This is a genomic window from Geodermatophilus obscurus, assembly GCF_900143215.1.
GTDB lineage: Bacteria > Actinomycetota > Actinomycetes > Mycobacteriales > Geodermatophilaceae > Geodermatophilus > Geodermatophilus obscurus_A.
Genome location: NZ_FRDM01000010.1, coordinates 1 through 17519 on the forward strand (window position 1 = coordinate 1; position 17519 = coordinate 17519).

At 73.5% G+C, this 17519-nt stretch carries 15 protein-coding genes; 13 read left to right on the forward strand and 2 right to left on the reverse strand.

All coding sequences use genetic code 11. The features are described 5' to 3' along the window. Positions 1-542, reverse strand: a 542-nt coding sequence (locus tag BUB17_RS11495) for an alcohol dehydrogenase catalytic domain-containing protein (RefSeq protein WP_244277168.1), incomplete at its 3' end; no start/stop codon positions are given. A gap of 206 nt (positions 543-748) precedes the next feature. Between BUB17_RS11495 and glyA the strand changes: the two genes are divergently transcribed. The 9 genes from glyA to folP all read left to right on the forward strand — a co-directional run bounded on the left by glyA (position 749) and on the right by folP (position 12133). Then, positions 749-2077 (forward strand): serine hydroxymethyltransferase, encoded by a 1329-nt coding sequence (gene glyA, locus BUB17_RS11500; RefSeq protein ID WP_072918114.1) that lies wholly within the window; start codon positions 749-751, stop codon positions 2075-2077. Next, positions 2074-3333, forward strand: coding sequence for a sarcosine oxidase subunit beta family protein (locus BUB17_RS11505; RefSeq protein ID WP_072918116.1), 1260 nt, complete (start codon positions 2074-2076; stop codon positions 3331-3333). Before glyA ends, BUB17_RS11505 begins: the two co-directional genes overlap by 4 nt. Positions 3334-3362: 29 nt before the next feature. Beyond that, complete coding sequence (locus tag BUB17_RS11510; RefSeq protein ID WP_072918117.1) at positions 3363-3674, forward strand: sarcosine oxidase subunit delta; 312 nt, start codon at positions 3363-3365, stop codon at positions 3672-3674. Next, positions 3671-6538, forward strand: a complete 2868-nt coding sequence (locus tag BUB17_RS11515; RefSeq protein ID WP_072918119.1) for a 2Fe-2S iron-sulfur cluster-binding protein — start codon at positions 3671-3673, stop codon at positions 6536-6538. The genes BUB17_RS11510 and BUB17_RS11515 overlap by 4 nt, the downstream gene beginning before the upstream one ends. After that, positions 6531-7115, forward strand: coding sequence for a sarcosine oxidase subunit gamma (locus tag BUB17_RS11520; RefSeq protein ID WP_072918121.1), 585 nt, complete (start codon positions 6531-6533; stop codon positions 7113-7115). The genes BUB17_RS11515 and BUB17_RS11520 overlap by 8 nt, the downstream gene beginning before the upstream one ends. 52 nt (positions 7116-7167) lie before the next feature. Next, the gene (locus tag BUB17_RS11525) at positions 7168-9636 is read left to right on the forward strand and encodes a GcvT family protein (protein ID WP_072918123.1); all 2469 of its coding nucleotides are present in this window, start codon (positions 7168-7170) and stop codon (positions 9634-9636) included. A gap of 15 nt (positions 9637-9651) precedes the next feature. Continuing rightward, positions 9652-10272, forward strand: coding sequence for a cyclodeaminase/cyclohydrolase family protein (locus BUB17_RS11530; RefSeq protein WP_072918124.1), 621 nt, complete (start codon positions 9652-9654; stop codon positions 10270-10272). Then, positions 10269-11108: a bifunctional 5,10-methylenetetrahydrofolate dehydrogenase/5,10-methenyltetrahydrofolate cyclohydrolase gene (locus BUB17_RS11535; RefSeq protein ID WP_072918126.1), complete on the forward strand. Its 840-nt coding sequence runs from the start codon at positions 10269-10271 to the stop codon at positions 11106-11108. Before BUB17_RS11530 ends, BUB17_RS11535 begins: the two co-directional genes overlap by 4 nt. A gap of 152 nt (positions 11109-11260) precedes the next feature. Further along, positions 11261-12133, forward strand: coding sequence for a dihydropteroate synthase (gene folP / locus BUB17_RS11540; protein ID WP_072918128.1), 873 nt, complete (start codon positions 11261-11263; stop codon positions 12131-12133). 122 nt (positions 12134-12255) lie between these two features. Here folP and BUB17_RS11545 read toward each other — a convergent pair whose 3' ends face one another. Then, positions 12256-12924, reverse strand: coding sequence for a GntR family transcriptional regulator (locus BUB17_RS11545; protein ID WP_072918284.1), 669 nt, complete (start codon positions 12922-12924; stop codon positions 12256-12258). A 142-nt stretch (positions 12925-13066) separates the two neighbouring features. On the opposite strand from BUB17_RS11545, the gene BUB17_RS11550 reads away from it, so the two are divergent. From BUB17_RS11550 to pabB, 4 genes are read left to right on the forward strand one after another with little or no spacing between them, the layout of a single operon-like run. Beyond that, positions 13067-14440 carry an L-serine ammonia-lyase gene (locus BUB17_RS11550; RefSeq protein WP_072918129.1) on the forward strand — a complete coding sequence of 458 codons (1374 nt, stop codon included), beginning with the start codon at positions 13067-13069 and terminating at the stop codon, positions 14438-14440. 10 nt (positions 14441-14450) lie between these two features. Further along, on the forward strand, positions 14451-15299 hold the full coding sequence (gene purU, locus BUB17_RS11555) for a formyltetrahydrofolate deformylase (RefSeq protein WP_072918131.1): 849 nt from the start codon (positions 14451-14453) through the stop codon (positions 15297-15299). 14 nt (positions 15300-15313) lie between these two features. Beyond that, positions 15314-15565, forward strand: coding sequence for a hypothetical protein (locus BUB17_RS11560; RefSeq protein ID WP_072918133.1), 252 nt, complete (start codon positions 15314-15316; stop codon positions 15563-15565). After that, a complete protein-coding gene (gene pabB, locus BUB17_RS11565; RefSeq protein WP_083606276.1) occupies positions 15562-17373 on the forward strand; it encodes an aminodeoxychorismate synthase component I in 1812 nt (603 codons plus the stop codon). The genes BUB17_RS11560 and pabB overlap by 4 nt, the downstream gene beginning before the upstream one ends. Positions 17374-17519: the final 146 nt, after the last annotated feature.

The following is a 17519-nucleotide window of genomic DNA, read 5'->3' on the forward strand; positions in this document are numbered from 1 at the left end:
ACGCCGGCCATCACGCCGCAGCCGAGCAGCCCGGCGGCGGTGGCCGGCGTCTGGGGGTCGACCGGAGTGCACTGCCCGGAGTGCACCAGCGTCTTCTCGGCGAACGCGCCGATGCCCAGCGCCGGGCACAGCTCGGTGCCGTCGGTGAGCGTCATCTTCTGCGCGGCGTTGTGGGTGTTGAAGCAGTACTGCAGCTCGCCCCTGAGGCAGGCGCGGCACTGCCCGCAGACCGCCCGCCAGTTGAGGACCACGAAGTCCCCCACCGCGACGTTGCTGACCCCCTCCCCGACCGCGGACACCACCCCGGCGGCCTCGTGGCCGAGCAGGAACGGGTACTCGTCGGTGATGCCACCCTCGCGGTAGTGCAGATCGGTGTGGCACACCCCGCACGCCTGGATGTCGACCACCGCCTCCCCGGGACCGGGGTCGGGGACGACGATCGTCTCGACGGTCACCGGGGCACCCTTGCTGCGGGCGACGACGCCCTTCACCTCGTAGGCCATGACGGTGGATCTCCTCTCGCGGATGTGCGGACCGGACACGGCGGCCTCCCTGATGGGCCTGCCGCGGCCCTCCTGCAGGGCCCCGCCGTGAGCTTGCGAACGGTGGGGGCAGGAGGGTCCTTTCACGGTGGGGCCAGGGAGGTCCTTTCGCAGCACCCCTTGACCCCGTCCGGCGCTCACCCTACGGTGTTGGACGACTGATATACCAGTCCTCGGCATCATCTCATGACAGAAGGGACTCCGGCATGGTCGTCCAGGTTGACGGAGCGCCACCGGCCTCGGCCGTTCCGGACCGCGTGCTCGACCGGTCGCTGGCGGACACCGACCCGGAGGTCGCCGATGCGATCACCGCCGAGCTGACCCGGCAGCAGACCACGCTGGAGATGATCGCCAGCGAGAACTTCGCCCCCGTGGCCGTCATGCAGGCCCAGGGCTCGGTGCTGACCAACAAGTACGCCGAGGGCTACCCCGGCCGGCGGTACTACGGCGGCTGCGAGCACGTGGACGTGATCGAGCAGCTGGCCATCGACCGGCTGAAGGCCCTGTTCGGCGCGGAGTACGCCAACGTGCAGCCGCACTCGGGTGCGCAGGCCAACGCCGCGGCGATGGCCGCCCTGCTCGAGCCCGGTGACACCATCCTGGGGCTGGACCTGGCCCACGGGGGCCACCTGACCCACGGGATGAGGCTCAACTTCTCCGGGAAGCTCTACGACGTGGCCGCGTACCACGTGGGCCGTGAGGACCACCGGGTCGACATGGCCGAGGTGGAGAAGCTGGCGCAGGAGCGGCGGCCCAAGCTCATCGTGGCCGGCTGGTCGGCCTACCCCCGCCACCTGGACTTCGCCGAGTTCCGCCGGATCGCGGACGAGGTCGGGGCCTACCTGATGGTCGACATGGCGCACTTCGCCGGGCTCGTCGCCGCCGGGCTGCACCCCTCCCCGGTGCCGCACGCGCACGTGGTGACCTCGACCACCCACAAGACCCTGGGCGGGCCGCGTGGCGGGGTCATCCTGGCCACGGCGGACCTGGCGAAGAAGTTCAACTCGTCGGTGTTCCCCGGCCAGCAGGGCGGCCCGCTCGAGCACGTGATCGCCGCCAAGGCCGTCGCCTTCAAGCTGGCCGGCGAGCCGGCCTTCCGCGAGCGCCAGGAGCGCACGCTCGCCGGCGCCCGGCTGCTGGCCGACCGGTTGCTGGCCCCCGACTCCCGCGAAGCGGGCATCGACGTGGTCAGCGGCGGCACCGACGTCCACCTGGTGCTGGTCGACCTGCGGGAGTCGGCGCTCGACGGCCGGCAGGCCGAGGACCGGCTGCACTCCATCGGCATCACCGTCAACCGCAACGCCGTGCCCTTCGACCCCCGCCCGCCCATGGTCAGCTCCGGGGTCCGCATCGGCACCCCGGCGCTGGCCGCCCGCGGCTTCGACCTCGAGGACTTCGCCGAGGTGGCCGACGTGATCGCCGCCGCGCTCCGGCCCGCCGTGGGTGAGGGAGAGCTCGCCGCGCTCCGCCCGCGGGTCACCCGGCTCGCCGACCGCCACCCGCTCTACCCCGACCTGACGGAGGTCTCCCGATGAGCCCCGGTTCCTCCCACGCCACCCGCACCCCGCGCACCCCCGGCGCGGACCTGCCGGAGCACCCGGACACGCTCTGGCGGAGCCCGGAGCCCAAGCGCTCCTACGACGTGGTGATCGTCGGCGGCGGCGGGCACGGCCTGGCCACGGCGCACTACCTCGCCAAGAACCACGGCATCACGAACGTCGCGGTGCTGGAGAAGGGCTGGCTGGCCGGCGGCAACATGGCCCGCAACACCACGATCATCCGGTCCAACTACCTGTGGGACGAGAGCTCGACCATCTACGAGCACGCGCTGAAGCTGTGGGAGGGGCTCGAGGAGGACCTCGGCTACCCGATCCTGTTCAGCCAGCGCGGCGTGCTCAACCTCGCCCACACCCTGCAGGACGTCCGCGACAGCGTGCGCCGGGTCGAGGCCAACAAGCTCAACGGCGTCGACGCGGAGTGGCTGGAGCCGGACGAGGTCCGCAAGATCTGCCCGGTCGTCAACACGTCGGCCGACATCCGCTACCCGGTCCTGGGGGCGACGTACCAGCCGCGCGCCGGCATCGCCAAGCACGACTACGTGGCCTGGGGCTTCGCCCGCCGGGCCGACGAGGCCGGCATCGACCTCATCCAGGACTGCGAGGTCACCGGGTTCGCCACCGACGGCAACCGGGTCACCGGGGTGCAGACGACCCGCGGCACCATCGGCGCCGGCACGGTCGCCCTCTGCGCGGCCGGCCACACCTCCGTCCTCACCGACATGCTCGGCATCCGCGTGCCGATCCAGAGCCACCCGCTGCAGGCGCTGGTCTCCGAGCTGCTCGAGCCGGTGCACCCCACGGTGGTCATGTCCAACGCCGTGCACGTGTACGTCTCCCAGGCGCACAAGGGCGAGCTCGTCATGGGCGCCGGCGTCGACTCCTACAACGGCTACGGCCAGCGGGGCGCCTTCCACATCATCGAGCGGCAGATGGCCGCCGCCGTCGAGCTCTTCCCGGTGTTCGCGCGGGCGCACCTGCTGCGCACCTGGGGCGGCATCGTCGACGTCAGCCCCGACGCCTCGCCGATCGTCGGGCGCACGCCCTACGAGAACCTCTACCTCAACTGCGGCTGGGGCACCGGCGGGTTCAAGGCCACGCCCGGCATCGGCTCGGCCCTGGCGCACACCATCGCCCACGACGAGCCTCACCCGTTCGTCGCGCCGTTCGCCCTCGACCGCTTCGTCACCGGCGCGCTCGTCGACGAGCACGGCGCGGCCGCCGTGGCCCACTGACGCCTCGCCCCCCGACCCAGGAGTTCCCCGTGCAACTCATCGCATGCCCGTGGTGCGGCCCCCGCGAGGAGGTCGAGTTCTCCTACGGCGGTCAGGCCCACGTCCCCTACCCGGACAGCCCCGCCGAGCTCTCCGACGAGCAGTGGGCGCACTACGTCTTCTTCCGCGACAACCCCAAGGGCCGCTTCGCGGAGCGCTGGAACCACAGCGCCGGCTGCCGCCGCTGGTTCAACGCGATCCGCGACACCACGACCTACCGCTTCGAGCGCGTCTACCGCCTCGATGACCCGAAGCCGCTCGCGACCGAGCTCGCGAGCTCACGCAGGAGCACAGCCCCATGACGAGCCCGTTCCGCACCCCCGATGGCGGCCGCATCGACCGCGCCACCACCGTCGAGATCACCTTCGACGGGCAGACCCTTCCCGGTCACCCCGGCGACACCCTGGCTTCGGCGCTGCTCGCCAACGGCCGGCACCAGGTCGCCACGAGCATCAAGCTCGGCCGACCGCGCGGCATCGCCGCGGCGTGGGCCGAGGACCCGGGCAGCCTCGTGCAGATCGAGGCGCCCTTCCCCGAGCCGATGCTGCTGGCCACCACCGTCGAGCTGTACGACGGCCTGGTCGCCCACGGTCTGCCGGGGCAGGGTCGCCTCGCCGAGGTCCCCGACTCCGCTCGCTACGACGCCGTCCACCACCACGTGGACGTGCTCGTCGTGGGGGCCGGACCCGCTGGGCTGGCCGCCGCGCTCACCGCCGCCCGGGCCGGTGCCCGCGTCGCCCTCGTCGACGAGCAGTCCGAGGCCGGCGGCTCGCTGCTGTCGGGCACCGACCGGCTCGACGACGCTCCGGCGTCGCAGTGGGTCGCCGCGGCGGTCGCCGAGCTGGCCGCGCACCCGGAGGTGCTGCACCTGCAGCGCACCACCGCCTTCGGCAGCTACGACGACGGCTTCGTCCTGGCACTGGAGCGGCGCACCGACCACCTCGGCACCGGCGCGCCCAGGCACGTCTCCCGCCAGCGGGTGTGGCGCATCCGGGCCCGCTCGATCGTCGTCGCGACGGGGGCGCACGAGCGCCCGGTCGTCTTCGCCGACAACGACCGCCCGGGGATCATGCTCGCCGGCGCCGCCCGGACCTTCCTGCACCGCTACGGCGTGCTGCCCGGTCGCGAGGCCGTCGTGTTCACCACGAACGACAGCGCCTACGACGCCGCCCTCGACCTGCACCACGCGGGTGTGCAGGTGCAGGCGGTGGTCGACGCCCGGCCGGAGGGCTCGCCGCGCCGCGACGAGTGCGAGCACGCCGGCATCCGCGTCCTGTCCGGTGCCGTCGTGACCGGCACGCAGGGCGTCGAGCGGGTCACGCACGCCCTGGTCGCCCCGTTCGCGGACGGCGAGGTCGGCGCCAGCAGCGCGATCGGCTGCGACCTGCTCCTGGTCAGCGGGGGCTGGAACCCCGCGGTGCACCTGTTCAGCCAGGCCCGCGGCCGGCTCCGCTACGACGAGACCCTCGGGGCCTTCCTCCCGGGGGAGGAACTCGACGGCCTGGCCGTCACCGGCTCGGCCGCCGGCGGGTTCGACCTGGCCGGGTGCCTGGCCGACGGTCAGCGCGTCGTCCGCGCCGCGCTGACCGCGCTGGCGATCCCGCCGGCTGGGGAGGACCCGCTGCCCGCCGCCCCGGAGGCTGTCATCCCGGCCGCGCCGCTGGTGCTGTGGCGGGTGCCGGACACCTCCGGCGCCGAGGGCAGCACCTCGTTCGTCGACCTGCAGCGCGACGCGACGGTCGCCGACATCGCCCGCGCGGTCGGCGCCGGCCTGCGCTCCCTCGAGCACGTCAAGCGCTTCACGACGATCGGGACGGCGCACGACCAGGGCAAGACCTCCGGCGTCCTCACCTCGGGGATCACCGCCGAGCTGCTCGGGATCCCGGTGCAGGACACCGGGACCACCACGTTCCGGCCGCCGTACACCCCGGTCGCCTTCGCCGCCCTGGCCGGCCGCGACCGCGGCCGGCTCTTCGACCCCGAGCGGGTCACGGCCCTGCACCAGTGGCACGTGGCAGCCGGCGCGGTCTTCGAGGACGTCGGCCAGTGGAAGCGCCCCCGCTACTACCCGCAGCCCGGCGAGGACATGGAGGCCGCGGTCCTGCGGGAGTGCGCCGCGGCCCGGACCGGCGTCGGGATCATCGACGGCTCCACCCTCGGCAAGATCGACGTCCAGGGCCCGGACGCCGCCGTCCTCCTGGACCGGCTCTACACGAACCTGATGAGCAGCCTGAAGGTCGGCTCCGTCCGCTACGGCGTCATGTGCGGCGTCGACGGCATGGTCATCGACGACGGGACCGTGTTCCGCCTGGCCGAGGACCGCTTCCTCGTCCTCACCACCACCGGCGGCGCGGCGAAGATCCTCGACTGGATGGAGGAGTGGCTCCAGACGGAGTGGCCGGACCTGCGGGTGCACTGCACCTCGGTCACCGAGCAGTGGGCCACCTTCCCCGTCGTGGGACCGCGGTCCCGGGACGTCGTCGGCGCCGTCTTCCCCGACGTGGACGTCTCCGCCGAGGCGTTCCCGTTCATGACCTGGCGGGACGCCACCCTCGACGGGGTGCCGGTCCGGCTGGCCCGGATCAGCTTCTCCGGCGAGCTCGCGTTCGAGGTCTACGTCAACCCCTGGTACGCGGTCGCGGTCTGGCAGCGGCTGCTCGAGGCCGGCCGCCCGTACGGCATCACGCCGTACGGCACGGAGACCATGCACGTCCTGCGCGCGGAGAAGGGCTACCCGATCATCGGGCAGGACACCGACGGCACCGTCAGCCCGCACGACCTGGGCATGGCGTGGGCGGTCTCCAAGAAGAAGCCCGACTTCGTCGGCAAGCGCTCCTTCGCCCGCCCGGCCAACGCCGACCCGCTGCGCAAGCAGCTGGTCGGGCTGCTGCCGGTGGACCGGGAGACCGTGCTGCCGGAGGGCTCGCAGATCGTCGAGTTCCGCGCCGACGGCCAGCTGCCGCCCCCGCCGGTCCCGATGCTGGGCCACGTCACCTCCAGCTACCGCAGCGCCGAGCTCGCCCGCCCGTTCGCCCTGGCCCTGGTCAGGGGCGGCCGGGAGCGCATCGGCGACACCGTCCACGTCCCCGTCAACGGCACCCTCGTCCCGGTCGAGGTCACCGGCTCGGTGCTGATCGACCCCGAAGGAGCCCGTCGCGATGGCTGAGCTGCTGCGCACCCACCCGCTCCAGGCCTGGCACGCCGCCTTCGAGCAGCTGCCCGAGACCGTCGGCATCGCCGTCGAGCCGTACGTGGCGATGGTCGACGTCCGGCTCGGCACCGTCGGCGCCCAGACGTCGGCGGCGCTGGGCGCCGACCTGCCGACCGCGCCCAACACCTGGGCGCCGGCCGGCAGCGGGCGCGCCGTCTGGCTGGGCCCGGACGAGTGGTTGCTCACCAGCACCACCGAGGCGCCCGAGGAGCTGGAGGCCCGGGTCCGGGCCGCCGTCGTCCCGCTGGGCGGGTCCGCGACGGACGTCTCCGCCCAGCGGATCGGTCTGCGGCTGACCGGGGCGCGAGTGCGCGACGTCCTGGCCAAGGGCTGCTCGGTCGACCTGCACCCGCGGGTGTTCGGCCGGGGGAGCAGCGCGCAGACGACGCTCGGCCAGGCCGGCGTGGTGCTGCTCGCGCTCTCCGACGCCGGCGATGACGTCGTCGTCCTGGTCCGGTCGTCCTTCGCCGGCTACCTCGCCGACTGGCTGCTCGACGCGGCCCTCGAGTTCACTCCCACCCCCACCAGCTGACCGACCCCCGTCGGCCGTCCCCGGATCCACCGGCACGTCAGGAGCGAAAGCAATGTCCACCACCCCTCGTGTGGTCATCATCGGAGCGGGGATCGTCGGCGCCAACCTGGCCGACGAGCTGACCGCTCGTGGCTGGGACCGCGTCACCGTGGTCGACCAGGGGCCCCTCCCGCTGACCGGGGGCTCCACGTCGCACGCGCCGGGGCTGGTCTTCCAGACCAACGCCTCCAAGACGATGACCGCGTTCGCCAGCTACACCGTGGAGAAGCTCACGGGCATCGACGTCGACGGCGCCTGGTGCTTCAACCAGGTCGGCGGCCTCGAGATCGCCACCACTCCTGAGCGGCTCGCCGACCTGCACCGCAAGCAGGGCTGGGCCACCTCCTGGGGCGTCGAGTCGCAGGTGGTCGACGTGGACGAGTGCGTGCGGCTGCACCCGCTGGTCGACCGCGACCGCATCCTCGGTGGCCTGCACATCCCCAGCGACGGCCTGGCCAAGGCGTCGCGGGCGGTCGTCGCGCTGGCTCGCCGCGCCGAGGCGCGGGGTGCCCGCTTCCAGGGCTCGACCCGGGTGACCGGCATCGAGCAGACCGGCGGCCGGGTGACCGGCGTCCGGACCCCGGACGGCGTCATCCCTGCCGACGTCGTCGTCTCCTGCGCCGGCTTCTGGGGACAGGAGCTCGGCGCGATGGTCGGCATGGACGTGCCGCTGCTGCCGCTGGCCCACCAGTTCGTCTGGACCGGCCAGGTGCCCGAGCTGGTCGGCCGCAACGACGAGCTGAGCGAGGCGAGCCTGCCGATCCTGCGCCACCAGGACCAGGACCTCTACTACCGGGAGCGCGCCGACCGCCTGGGCATCGGCTCCTACGCCCACCGGCCGATGCCGGTCGACCTGCGCGAGCTGCCGCAGGGGGACGGCGTGCGGGAGTCGTCGATGCCCTCGATGCTGCCCTTCACCGAGGAGGACTTCGCCCCGGCGTGGGAGCAGAGCCAGCTGCTGCTGCCCTCGCTGCGCACCTCGAAGATCGACAACGGCTTCAACGGTGTCTTCTCGTTCACGCCGGACGGCGGCCCGCTGATCGGTGAGTCGCGGGACGTGGCCGGCTTCTGGATCGCCGAGGCGGTCTGGGTGACCCACTCCGCCGGGGTCGGCCGGGCGGTGGCCCAGCTGCTCGTCGACGGCCGCAGCGAGGTCGACCTGCACGGCTGCGACGTGCATCGCTTCGAGGACGTCCAGCTCGCCCCGGAGTACGTCAGCGAGACCTCGCAGCAGAACTTCGTGGAGGTCTACGACGTCATCCACCCGCTGCAGCCGCGGTTGTCCCCGCGCGACCTGCGGGTCAGCCCCTTCCACACCCGGCAGCAGGAGCTCGGCGCGGTCTTCCTCGAGGCGGCCGGCTGGGAGCGGCCGCACTGGTACGAGGCCAACGCGCACCTGGTGGACGAGCTGCCCGCGGAGTGGGTGCCGCGGGAGCGCGACGCCTGGGCGGGGCAGTTCTGGTCCCCCATCGCGGCAGCCGAGGCGTGGAAGACCCGCACCGCCGTGGCGCTGTACGACATGACGCCGCTCAAGCGGCTCGAGGTCAGCGGCCCCGGCGCCCTGGCCCTCCTGCAGCGGCTGACGACCGGCGAGATGGACAAGTCGGTCGGGTCGGTGACCTACACGCTCGCCCTCGACGAGGCCGGCGGCATCCGCAGCGACCTCACCGTCGCCCGGCTCGGCGAGCAGCTGTTCCAGATCGGCGCCAACGGGCCCCTCGACCACGACCTCCTGCTGCGCGAGGCGCCGGACGACGGCAGCGTGCAGGTCCGCGACGTCACCGGCGGCACCTGCTGCATCGGGCTGTGGGGTCCGCGCGCCCGCGACCTGGTGCAGCGGGTCAGCGCCGACGACTTCACCAACGACGGGCTCAAGTACTTCCGCGCCAAGCGGGCCCGGATCGGCGGGGTCCCCGTGACGGCGATGCGGCTGTCCTACGTCGGCGAGCTCGGCTGGGAGATCTACACCAGCGCCGACAACGGCCAGCGGCTGTGGGACGTGCTGTGGCGCGCCGGCCAGGACCTCGGCGTGGTCGCCGCGGGCCGGGCCGCGTTCAACAGCCTCCGGCTGGAGAAGGGCTACCGGGCCTGGGGCCACGACATGACGACCGAGCACGACCCCTACGAGGCCGGTCTCGGGTTCGCCGTCCGCAGGCAGAAGCAGGCCGACTTCGTCGGGCGGGAGGCTCTGGCCGGGAGAGGGGACGACACGGTGAGCCGCCGGCTGTCCTGCCTGACGATCGACGACGGCTGCAGCGTGGTCCTCGGCCACGAGCCGGTGTTCGTCGACGGCCGACCGGCCGGCTACGTGACCAGCGCGGCCTTCGGACACACCGTCGGCCGGCCGATCGCCTACGCCTGGCTGCCCGCGTCGACGACCGTCGGCACGGGCGTCGAGATCGAGTACTTCGGCACCCGCATCCCCGCCACCGTCACTGCCGAGCCGCTCGTGGACCCGGGCATGACCCGGCTCCGCGGCTGAAGGAGGACCCCGCCCATGCGCACCGACACCGTCGAGACGTTCCTGGAGCAGCTCGCCGCCAGGGTGCCCGCCCCCGGAGGCGGGGCCACCGCCGCGCTGCACGCGGCCCAGGCCGCTGCGCTGGTGGCGATGGTCGCCCGCTACAGCGACTCGGCGAAGTACGCCGAGCACGCCGAGGAGATCGCCACCGTCACGGCCACCGCCGACCGGCTGCGCGAGAACGCGCTGGGCCTGGCCGAGGAGGACGCCGCGGCCTTCACGGCGGTCACCGACGCCTACCGGCTCCCGAAGGGGACGCCCGACGAGGCCGCGGCCCGGTCCGAGGCGATCTCGGCGGCCCTGGTCGCGGCGGCCCGGGTGCCGGCGGTCGTCGTCGCCGTCGCCGACCAGGTGCTGGGCCTGGCCGAGCAGCTGCTGCCGATCGGCAACCGCAACGTGGTCAGCGACGTGGCCGCCGCCGCCGAGGCGGCCCGCGCCGCGGCCACGACGGCCCGGGTCAACGTCGAGGTCAACCTCGGCGGCATCAAGGACCCGGCGACCTGGGGGGAGCTCGCCGCGGCCGTCGACACCGTCGACGACCTCGTGCTGCGCGCGGAAAAGGTCACCGCCGCCGTCCGGGACGGGCTGGTCCGATGACCGCGACGCTGAGCGGGACCGGGCCGGCCGCCGGCATCCGCGCCGAGGTCACCGCCGCGGCCGCGGAGCTGACCGCCGCCGGGACACCGCCCCGGCTCGCCGTCGTCGTCGCGACGGCCGACGAGTCCAGCGCCTGGTACGTCCGCTCCATCGCCCGCGCCGCGCAGAAGACCGGCATCGCCTGCTCGGTCGTCGACCTCGGGGAGACGGCGACGCCGGAGCGGATCGGCGCCGAGCTGGCCGCGCTCAGCGCGGATCCTGCGGTGCACGGCATCATCCTGCAGACGCCGCTGCCGGCCGACGCCGTCTTCGCGGACCTCGCCGCGTCGATCGACCCCGCCAAGGACGTGGACGGCGCGAACCCGCTCAGCCTGGGACGGCTGGCCGTGGGCCTGCCCGCTCATCCGCCGGCGACCGCCGAGGCCGTGCTGGTGCTCCTGGACCACCACGGGATCCCGCTGTCCGGCGCGCACGCGGTCGTGGTCGGGCGCTCCACCGTCGTCGGCAAGCCCGCGGCGCACCTGCTGCTGCAGCGGGACGCCACGGTGACCGTCTGCCACAGCCGCACCAAGGACCTGGCCGCGGTCACCCGGACCGCGGACGTGCTCGTCGCCGCCGTCGGGCGGCCGGAGCTCATCACGGCCGAGCACGTCGGCGAGGACGCGGTGGTCATCGACGTCGGGACCAACCCGACGCCCGACGGCGGGCTGGTCGGCGACGTCGACGCCGGCGCGGTCACCGGGCGCGCCGCCGGGCTGACCCCGGTCCCCGGCGGGGTCGGCCCGGTCACCACGGCACTGCTCCTGCAGCACACGGTCGCGTCCGCGCGCGGCTGAAGAGGCCCCCGTCCCGAGGCTCACCCCGAACGTGCGAGGCGGCCCCTCGCAGGGGCCCGCCGCGAACGTGTGAGCGGTGGGGGGCGAGGGGTCCTTCGAGGGGTCCTCACACGGGCCAGCAGCGGGTCGGATGACAGAGAACGGAGCACCCGATGACCGGCACGGCGTTGGCCGACCGCCCACCCGCAGGCACCGGCACGTCGACGCACCCCCTCGCACGGGCGCTCGCGGCGGGGCGGCCACTGGTCTGCGGCATCCTCAACGTCACCCCCGACTCGTTCTCCGACGGCGGGCGGTTCGACGACCTGGACCGAGCCGTGGCGCACGGGTGCACCCTGGCCGCCGAGGGTGCCGACCTCATCGACGTCGGCGGGGAGTCGACCCGGCCCGGCTCGCGCCCGCCGACCCTCGCCGAGGAACTGGCCCGCGTCGTCCCGGTGGTCGAGGCCCTCGTGCAGCGGACCCCCGTGCCGTTGTCCGTGGACACCTCGCGGCCCGAGGTCATGCGGGCCGCCGTGGCGGCCGGCGCGAGCATGGTCAACGACGTCCGGGCGCTGCGGTCGCCGGGCGCCCTGGTGGCCGCCGCGGAGCTCGGCGTGCCGGTGTGCCTGATGCACATGCAGCGCTCGCCGGAGACCATGCAGGAGGACCCGCGCTACCGGGACGTCGTCGTGGAGGTGCGCACCTTCCTCGCCGAGCGGGTGCGTGCCTGCCTCGACGCCGGCATCCGGCAGGAGCACCTGGTGGTGGACCCGGGGTTCGGGTTCGGCAAGACGCCGGCCCACGACGTCGCGCTGCTGGCCTCGCTCGACGGGCTGCGCAGCCTGGGGGTCCCGGTCATGGTCGGGCTGTCCCGGAAGTCGGTGCTCGGACAGCTCACCGGACGGGCGGTGGGGGACCGGCTGCCCGCCTCCCTGGCCGTGGCGCTCATCGCCGCCCAGCGAGGTGCCGCGGTGCTGCGGGTGCACGACGTCGCGGCCACGCAGGACGTCCTGGCGGTGCTGGACGCCGTCGGCACGGGATAGCCCGCCCGGTCCAGAACGCGCCCCGTCCCGGGGCTCGCCCCGCCCCCGTCCAGGGTCGGCCCCGTCCAGAGGCTCGCCGCGAGCCTGCGAGTGGTGAGGAGGACGGGGTCCTTCGACTTCCTCTAGATCACCGAACGGATCGCCCGCTCGAAGCCCAGGACGTGCTCACGGGCGAGGTCGTCGGCCTGATCGGCGTCGCCGGCGGCGATCGCGCGGAGCAGCTCCACGTGCTCACCGACGTGCTCGTCCACCGTGGGCAGCCGGTCGAGGAACAGGCAGAAGATCCGCGTCGCCAGGTTGTCGTAGCGGATCAGGACGTCCTCCAGGTGCGGGTTGCCGGCCGCCCGGTAGATGGCCCGGTGCACGGCGAGGTCCCAGCGCATCAGCTCGGTCCGGTCGATCTGGGTGACGTCGAGGTGCTGGATGCGTGAGGCCAGGTCCTCGAGCTCGGCGTGCGCCGTGCGGACGGCCCGTTCGGCGGCACGACGGGCTGCCAACGGCTCGAGCTGGGCGCGGATGTCGGAGATGTGCGCCAGGTCGGAGATGTCCATCCCGGTCGCGAAGGTCCCCCGCCGAGGGTAGGACACCACGAGGCGGTCGCCCTCCAGCCGTTTCAGCGCTTCGCGGACCGGGGTCCGGCCCACATCGAGGTCCTTGGCCAGCTCGTCGTCGTCGATCGGGTCACCCGGCCGGATGTCGAGCATGATCAGCCGGTCCCGGATCGCCACGTAGGCCTTGTCCGCCAGCGACGCGGCAGCAGACGAGTCGAGATCCAGGGGCTCAGCGCTCACGACCAGATCGTAGAGGTCGGCGGCCACCAGGCCTTGCCTCTTCAGAGGGATCGACATACCTTCACAGTACATCTGATATACCAACTGTGTACCTGGATCGCAGATGGTGTGCCACGGCATCAGCGGGGAGAGGGAGGTACCGGTGACCATCAGCGCCTTCGACCTGTTCAAGGTCGGGATCGGCCCGTCCAGCTCGCACACCGTCGGCCCGATGCGGGCGGCCTGCACCTTCGCGTCCCGGCTCCGCGACGAGGGGCGGCTGGCCCGGGTCGCCGCGGTGCGCTGCGAGCTGTTCGGGTCGCTGGGGGCGACCGGGCACGGCCACGGCAGCGTGAAGGCGGTCGTCCTCGGCCTCGAGGGGGAGCAGCCGGACCTGGTCGACCCCGCGGCGGCCGGCCCGCGGGTCGACGCCGTCCGTCGCGAGGGGAAGCTGGCCCTGGCCGGCGAGCACCCCATCGCCTTCTCCGTGGACGACGACGTCGTGCTGCACCGCCGCAAGCGGCTGGAGTTCCACAGCAACGGCATGCGCTTCCGTGCCCTGGACGCCGAGGGCGACGAGGTCGACCGGCGCGAGTACTACTCGGTGGGCGGCGGGTTCGTCCTCGACGAGGACGATGCCGGGAACCCGGCCATCGTCGAGGACCCCACGCCCGTCCGGTACCCGTTCCGCACCGGCGAGGAGCTGCTGGCCCGGACGCGGGAGACGGGCCTGCGGATCAGCGACGTGATGCTCGCCAACGAGCTCTCCTGGCGGAGCGAGGCGGAGGTCCGCGCCGGGCTGCTGCACACCTGGTCGGTGATGCAGGAGTGCGTGGAGCGCGGCACCCGGACCGCCGGCGTCCTCCCCGGGGGGCTCAAGGTCCGCCGGCGCGCAGCGGCGCTGCGCGCCCAGCTGGAGGAGCACCCGGACGAGGCCGACCCGCTCCGCGCGATGGAGTGGGTCACGCTCTACGCGCTGGCGGTGAACGAGGAGAACGCGGCCGGTGGACGGGTGGTGACCGCGCCGACCAACGGTGCCGCCGGCATCGTGCCGGCCGTCCTGCACTACTACCGCGACTTCGTCGGCTCCTACTCCGAGGACGGCGTGGTCCGGTTCCTGCTGACCGCCGCCGCCATCGGATTGCTCTTCAAGGAGAACGCCTCCATCTCCGGCGCCGAGGTCGGCTGCCAGGGGGAAGTGGGCTCGGCCTGCTCGATGGCCGCCGCCGGCCTCGCCGAGCTCCTCGGCGGGACGCCGGAGCAGGTGGAGAACGCCGCCGAGATCGGCATCGAGCACAACCTCGGCCTCACCTGTGACCCCGTCGGTGGGCTGGTGCAGATCCCGTGCATCGAGCGCAACGCCATCGGCTCGGTCAAGGCCATCACCGCGGCCCGGCTGGCCGTGCGCGGTGACGGTCAGCACCACGTCTCCCTCGACAAGGCCATCAAGACGATGCGGGAGACCGGCGCCGACATGAAGGACAAGTACAAGGAGACCGCCCGTGGCGGGCTGGCGCTCAACATCGTCGAGTGCTGAGGAGGCACCCGTGTCCCGACCCTTCACCCTCACCCTCAGCTGTGCCGAACGCCCGGGCATCGTGCACGCCGTCAGCTCGTTCCTGTTCGAGCACGGCTGCGACATCGTCGAGCACCAGCAGTTCGACGATGCGCTCCGCGGGCAGCTGTTCCTGCGTACGGCCTTCGTGTGCGCCGAGGACACCGACGCCGACCGGCTGTCCGCGGCCTTCCAGGCGGTGGCCGACGCGTTCGGCATGTCCTACCTGGTCGCCGGCGACCGGCCGGAGCGAGTGCTCGTGATGGTGTCCAAGCTCGGGCACTGCCTCAACGACCTCATCTTCCGGTGGCGGGCCGGCAACCTCGGCGGAGAGCTGGTCGCCGTGGTGTCCAACCACGAGGACCTCCGGCCGATGGCGGAGGCCGCCGGCCTGCCCTTCGTGCACGTGCCCGTGACCCCGGCCACCAAGCGCGAGGCCGAGGCCCGGCTGCTCGAGCTGGTCGACGAGTACCGCGTCGACCTGGTGGTGCTGGCCCGGTACATGCAGGTGCTCTCCGACGAGACGTGCGCGGCGCTGCACGGGCGGGCGATCAACATCCACCACTCGTTCCTGCCGGGCTTCAAGGGCGCCAAGCCCTACCACCAGGCCTTCGACCGCGGCGTCAAGCTCGTCGGGGCGACCGCCCACTACGTCACCCCCGATCTGGACGAGGGCCCGATCATCGAGCAGGAGGTCATCCGCATCGACCACACCTACGACCCCCGTGCGCTGGCCACCGTCGGGCAGGACGCCGAGGCGCTCGCGCTGTCCCGGGCGGTGCGCTGGCACAGCGAGCAGCGGGTGCTGCTCAACGGGAACAGCACCGTCGTCTTCCGCTGAGCCGCTGAGGTCTGGTGGGAACCGGGACGGCGGGCCTGCTGGCGCCCGCGGCCGCGCTGGACCGCGTCCACCGGTACCCGTACGAGGAGCTCGGGGCGCAGCGGGGTCGGGCAGGCGTGGAGCCCGGCCGCGCGCGGGCGCTGCCCGGTGCGCTGAGGGACCCGCAGGACCGGGCGGGAGAGGAGGCGGACGGGGCCGTGCGGGTCGTGGTGAGCGGCTCGTCCCAGCTGCTCGCCGCCGTCCACGGGGCAACGGTGCCGCAGTGACCTGGGCCCGCTTCGACGACCTCCGCACCGGGACGGCGCTCCGGTGTCCCGCGCCCGACCGGATCCTGGTGGCCGACCACCCCGGTGAGGTCGTCGGCGTGCTGGCCGAGGTCCAGCGGGCCACGGACTGCGGGCGGTGGGCGTTCGGCTACGTCGCCTACGAGGCCGCCGCGGGACTGGATCCGCAGCTCGCGGTGCACCCGTCCACGCCCATGGGGATGCCGCTGGTCTGGTTCGGGATCTGCGAGGAGCCGGTTCCCGTGCCTCCGCTGCAGCCGGCCGGCGCCGACCCGGCCCTGACCGCCCGGTGGCGCCCCACGTGGACAGCGGCCGGGCACGCACAGGGCGTCCGGGAGGTCCGGGAGCGGATCGCCGCCGGGGACACGTTCCAGTGCAACCTGACCGTGCGGATGTCCGGCCACGTGCCCGGGGACCCCTTCCTCCTCTACCGGGACCTGGCGCTGGGCCAGCGCGGCGCCTACAACGCCCATCTCGACCTCGGCCGGTTCGCCGTGGCCAGTGCCAGCCCCGAGCTGTTCTTCGAGCGCCGTGGTGACCAGGTGCTGCTGCGCCCCATGAAGGGCACGGCGCGGCGTGGCCGTCACCGGGACGAGGACCGGCGCGTCGCCGGCGAGCTCCGTGCCAGCCCCAAGGAGCGGGCGGAGAACGTCATGATCGTCGACCTCGTGCGCAACGACGTCGGCCGGATCGCCGAGATCGGCAGCGTGGAGGTGCCCGCGCTCTTCACGGTCGAGCGCTACGAGACCGTGCTCCAGCTCACCTCCGACGTGACGGCCCGGCTGCGACCCGGAACGGACCTGGTGGACCTGTTCCGGGCGCTCTTCCCCTGCGGTTCGGTCACGGGAGCGCCCAAGGCGAGCTCCATGGAGATCATCCGGTCCCTGGAATCCGACCCGCGCGGCGTCTACTGCGGAGCCATCGGCTGGGTGGGGCCACCGGACGCGCCGGTCCGGGCCCGCTTCAGCGTGGCCATCCGGACCGCTGTGGTGGACACGTCCTCGGGGGAGGCCGTGTACGGCACCGGCGGTGGCATCACCTGGGGGTCGGACGCGGCGGCCGAACACGACGAAGTGCTCACCAAGGCGGCCGTCCTCCGCGCTCGCCCTCGTGAGTTCGAGCTCCTGGAGACCATGCGGTACGAGCCCCGGCGTGGGCTGCGGAACCGGGACCGCCATCTGCAGCGCCTGGCGCGGTCTGCCGACCACCTGGGGTTCGGGTGCGACCTGTCGACGGCGGAGCGCGTGCTGGACGCCCGGCTGGCGGGGGAGCCGGCGGCACGCGTCCGCATCCGGCTCCGCCGCGACGGGGCTCTCGCCGTCGACGTCCAAGCGCTGCCGCCACCATCGCCCGGCCCGGTGCTGCTGGCAGTCGACGAGGAGCCGGTCGATCCGCGGGACACGTGGCTGTACCACAAGACCACCTGCCGGGAGCCGTACGACCGGCGCCGTGAGCGGCGACCGGACGTCGACGACGTGATCATGGTCAACACGAGGGGAGAGCTGACCGAGGCGACCCGGGCCACCCTGGCGCTGGAGCTCGACGGGTGGTGGTGGACGCCCCCTCTGGAGTCCGGGTGCCTCCCCGGCGTCGAGCGCGCGCGGCTGCTCGAGACCGGCCGGCTGCGGGAGCGAGTGCTCCACGTGGCCGACCTCGAGCGGGCGCAGGGGGTGGCGGTGCTCAGTTCGCTGCGGGGATGGCGTGCCGCAGAGGTGGCACCGGCCGTCGGGAGGTGGTGCCCGCCTGACGGTGCACCGGGCCGGCACGGACCCGTGCACCTCTCGCGCTGAGCCGCTGCGAAGGCGTCATGCGGCAACCGGTACAGCAACGCACGATCCGGACGAGCCAGCACCAGGCTGAGCGGATGCGGGCACCGCAGTCGCCCGAGCGGCAGGAACGGCACGACTGCGAGGGACGACGAACCCCGCGGGCGGCT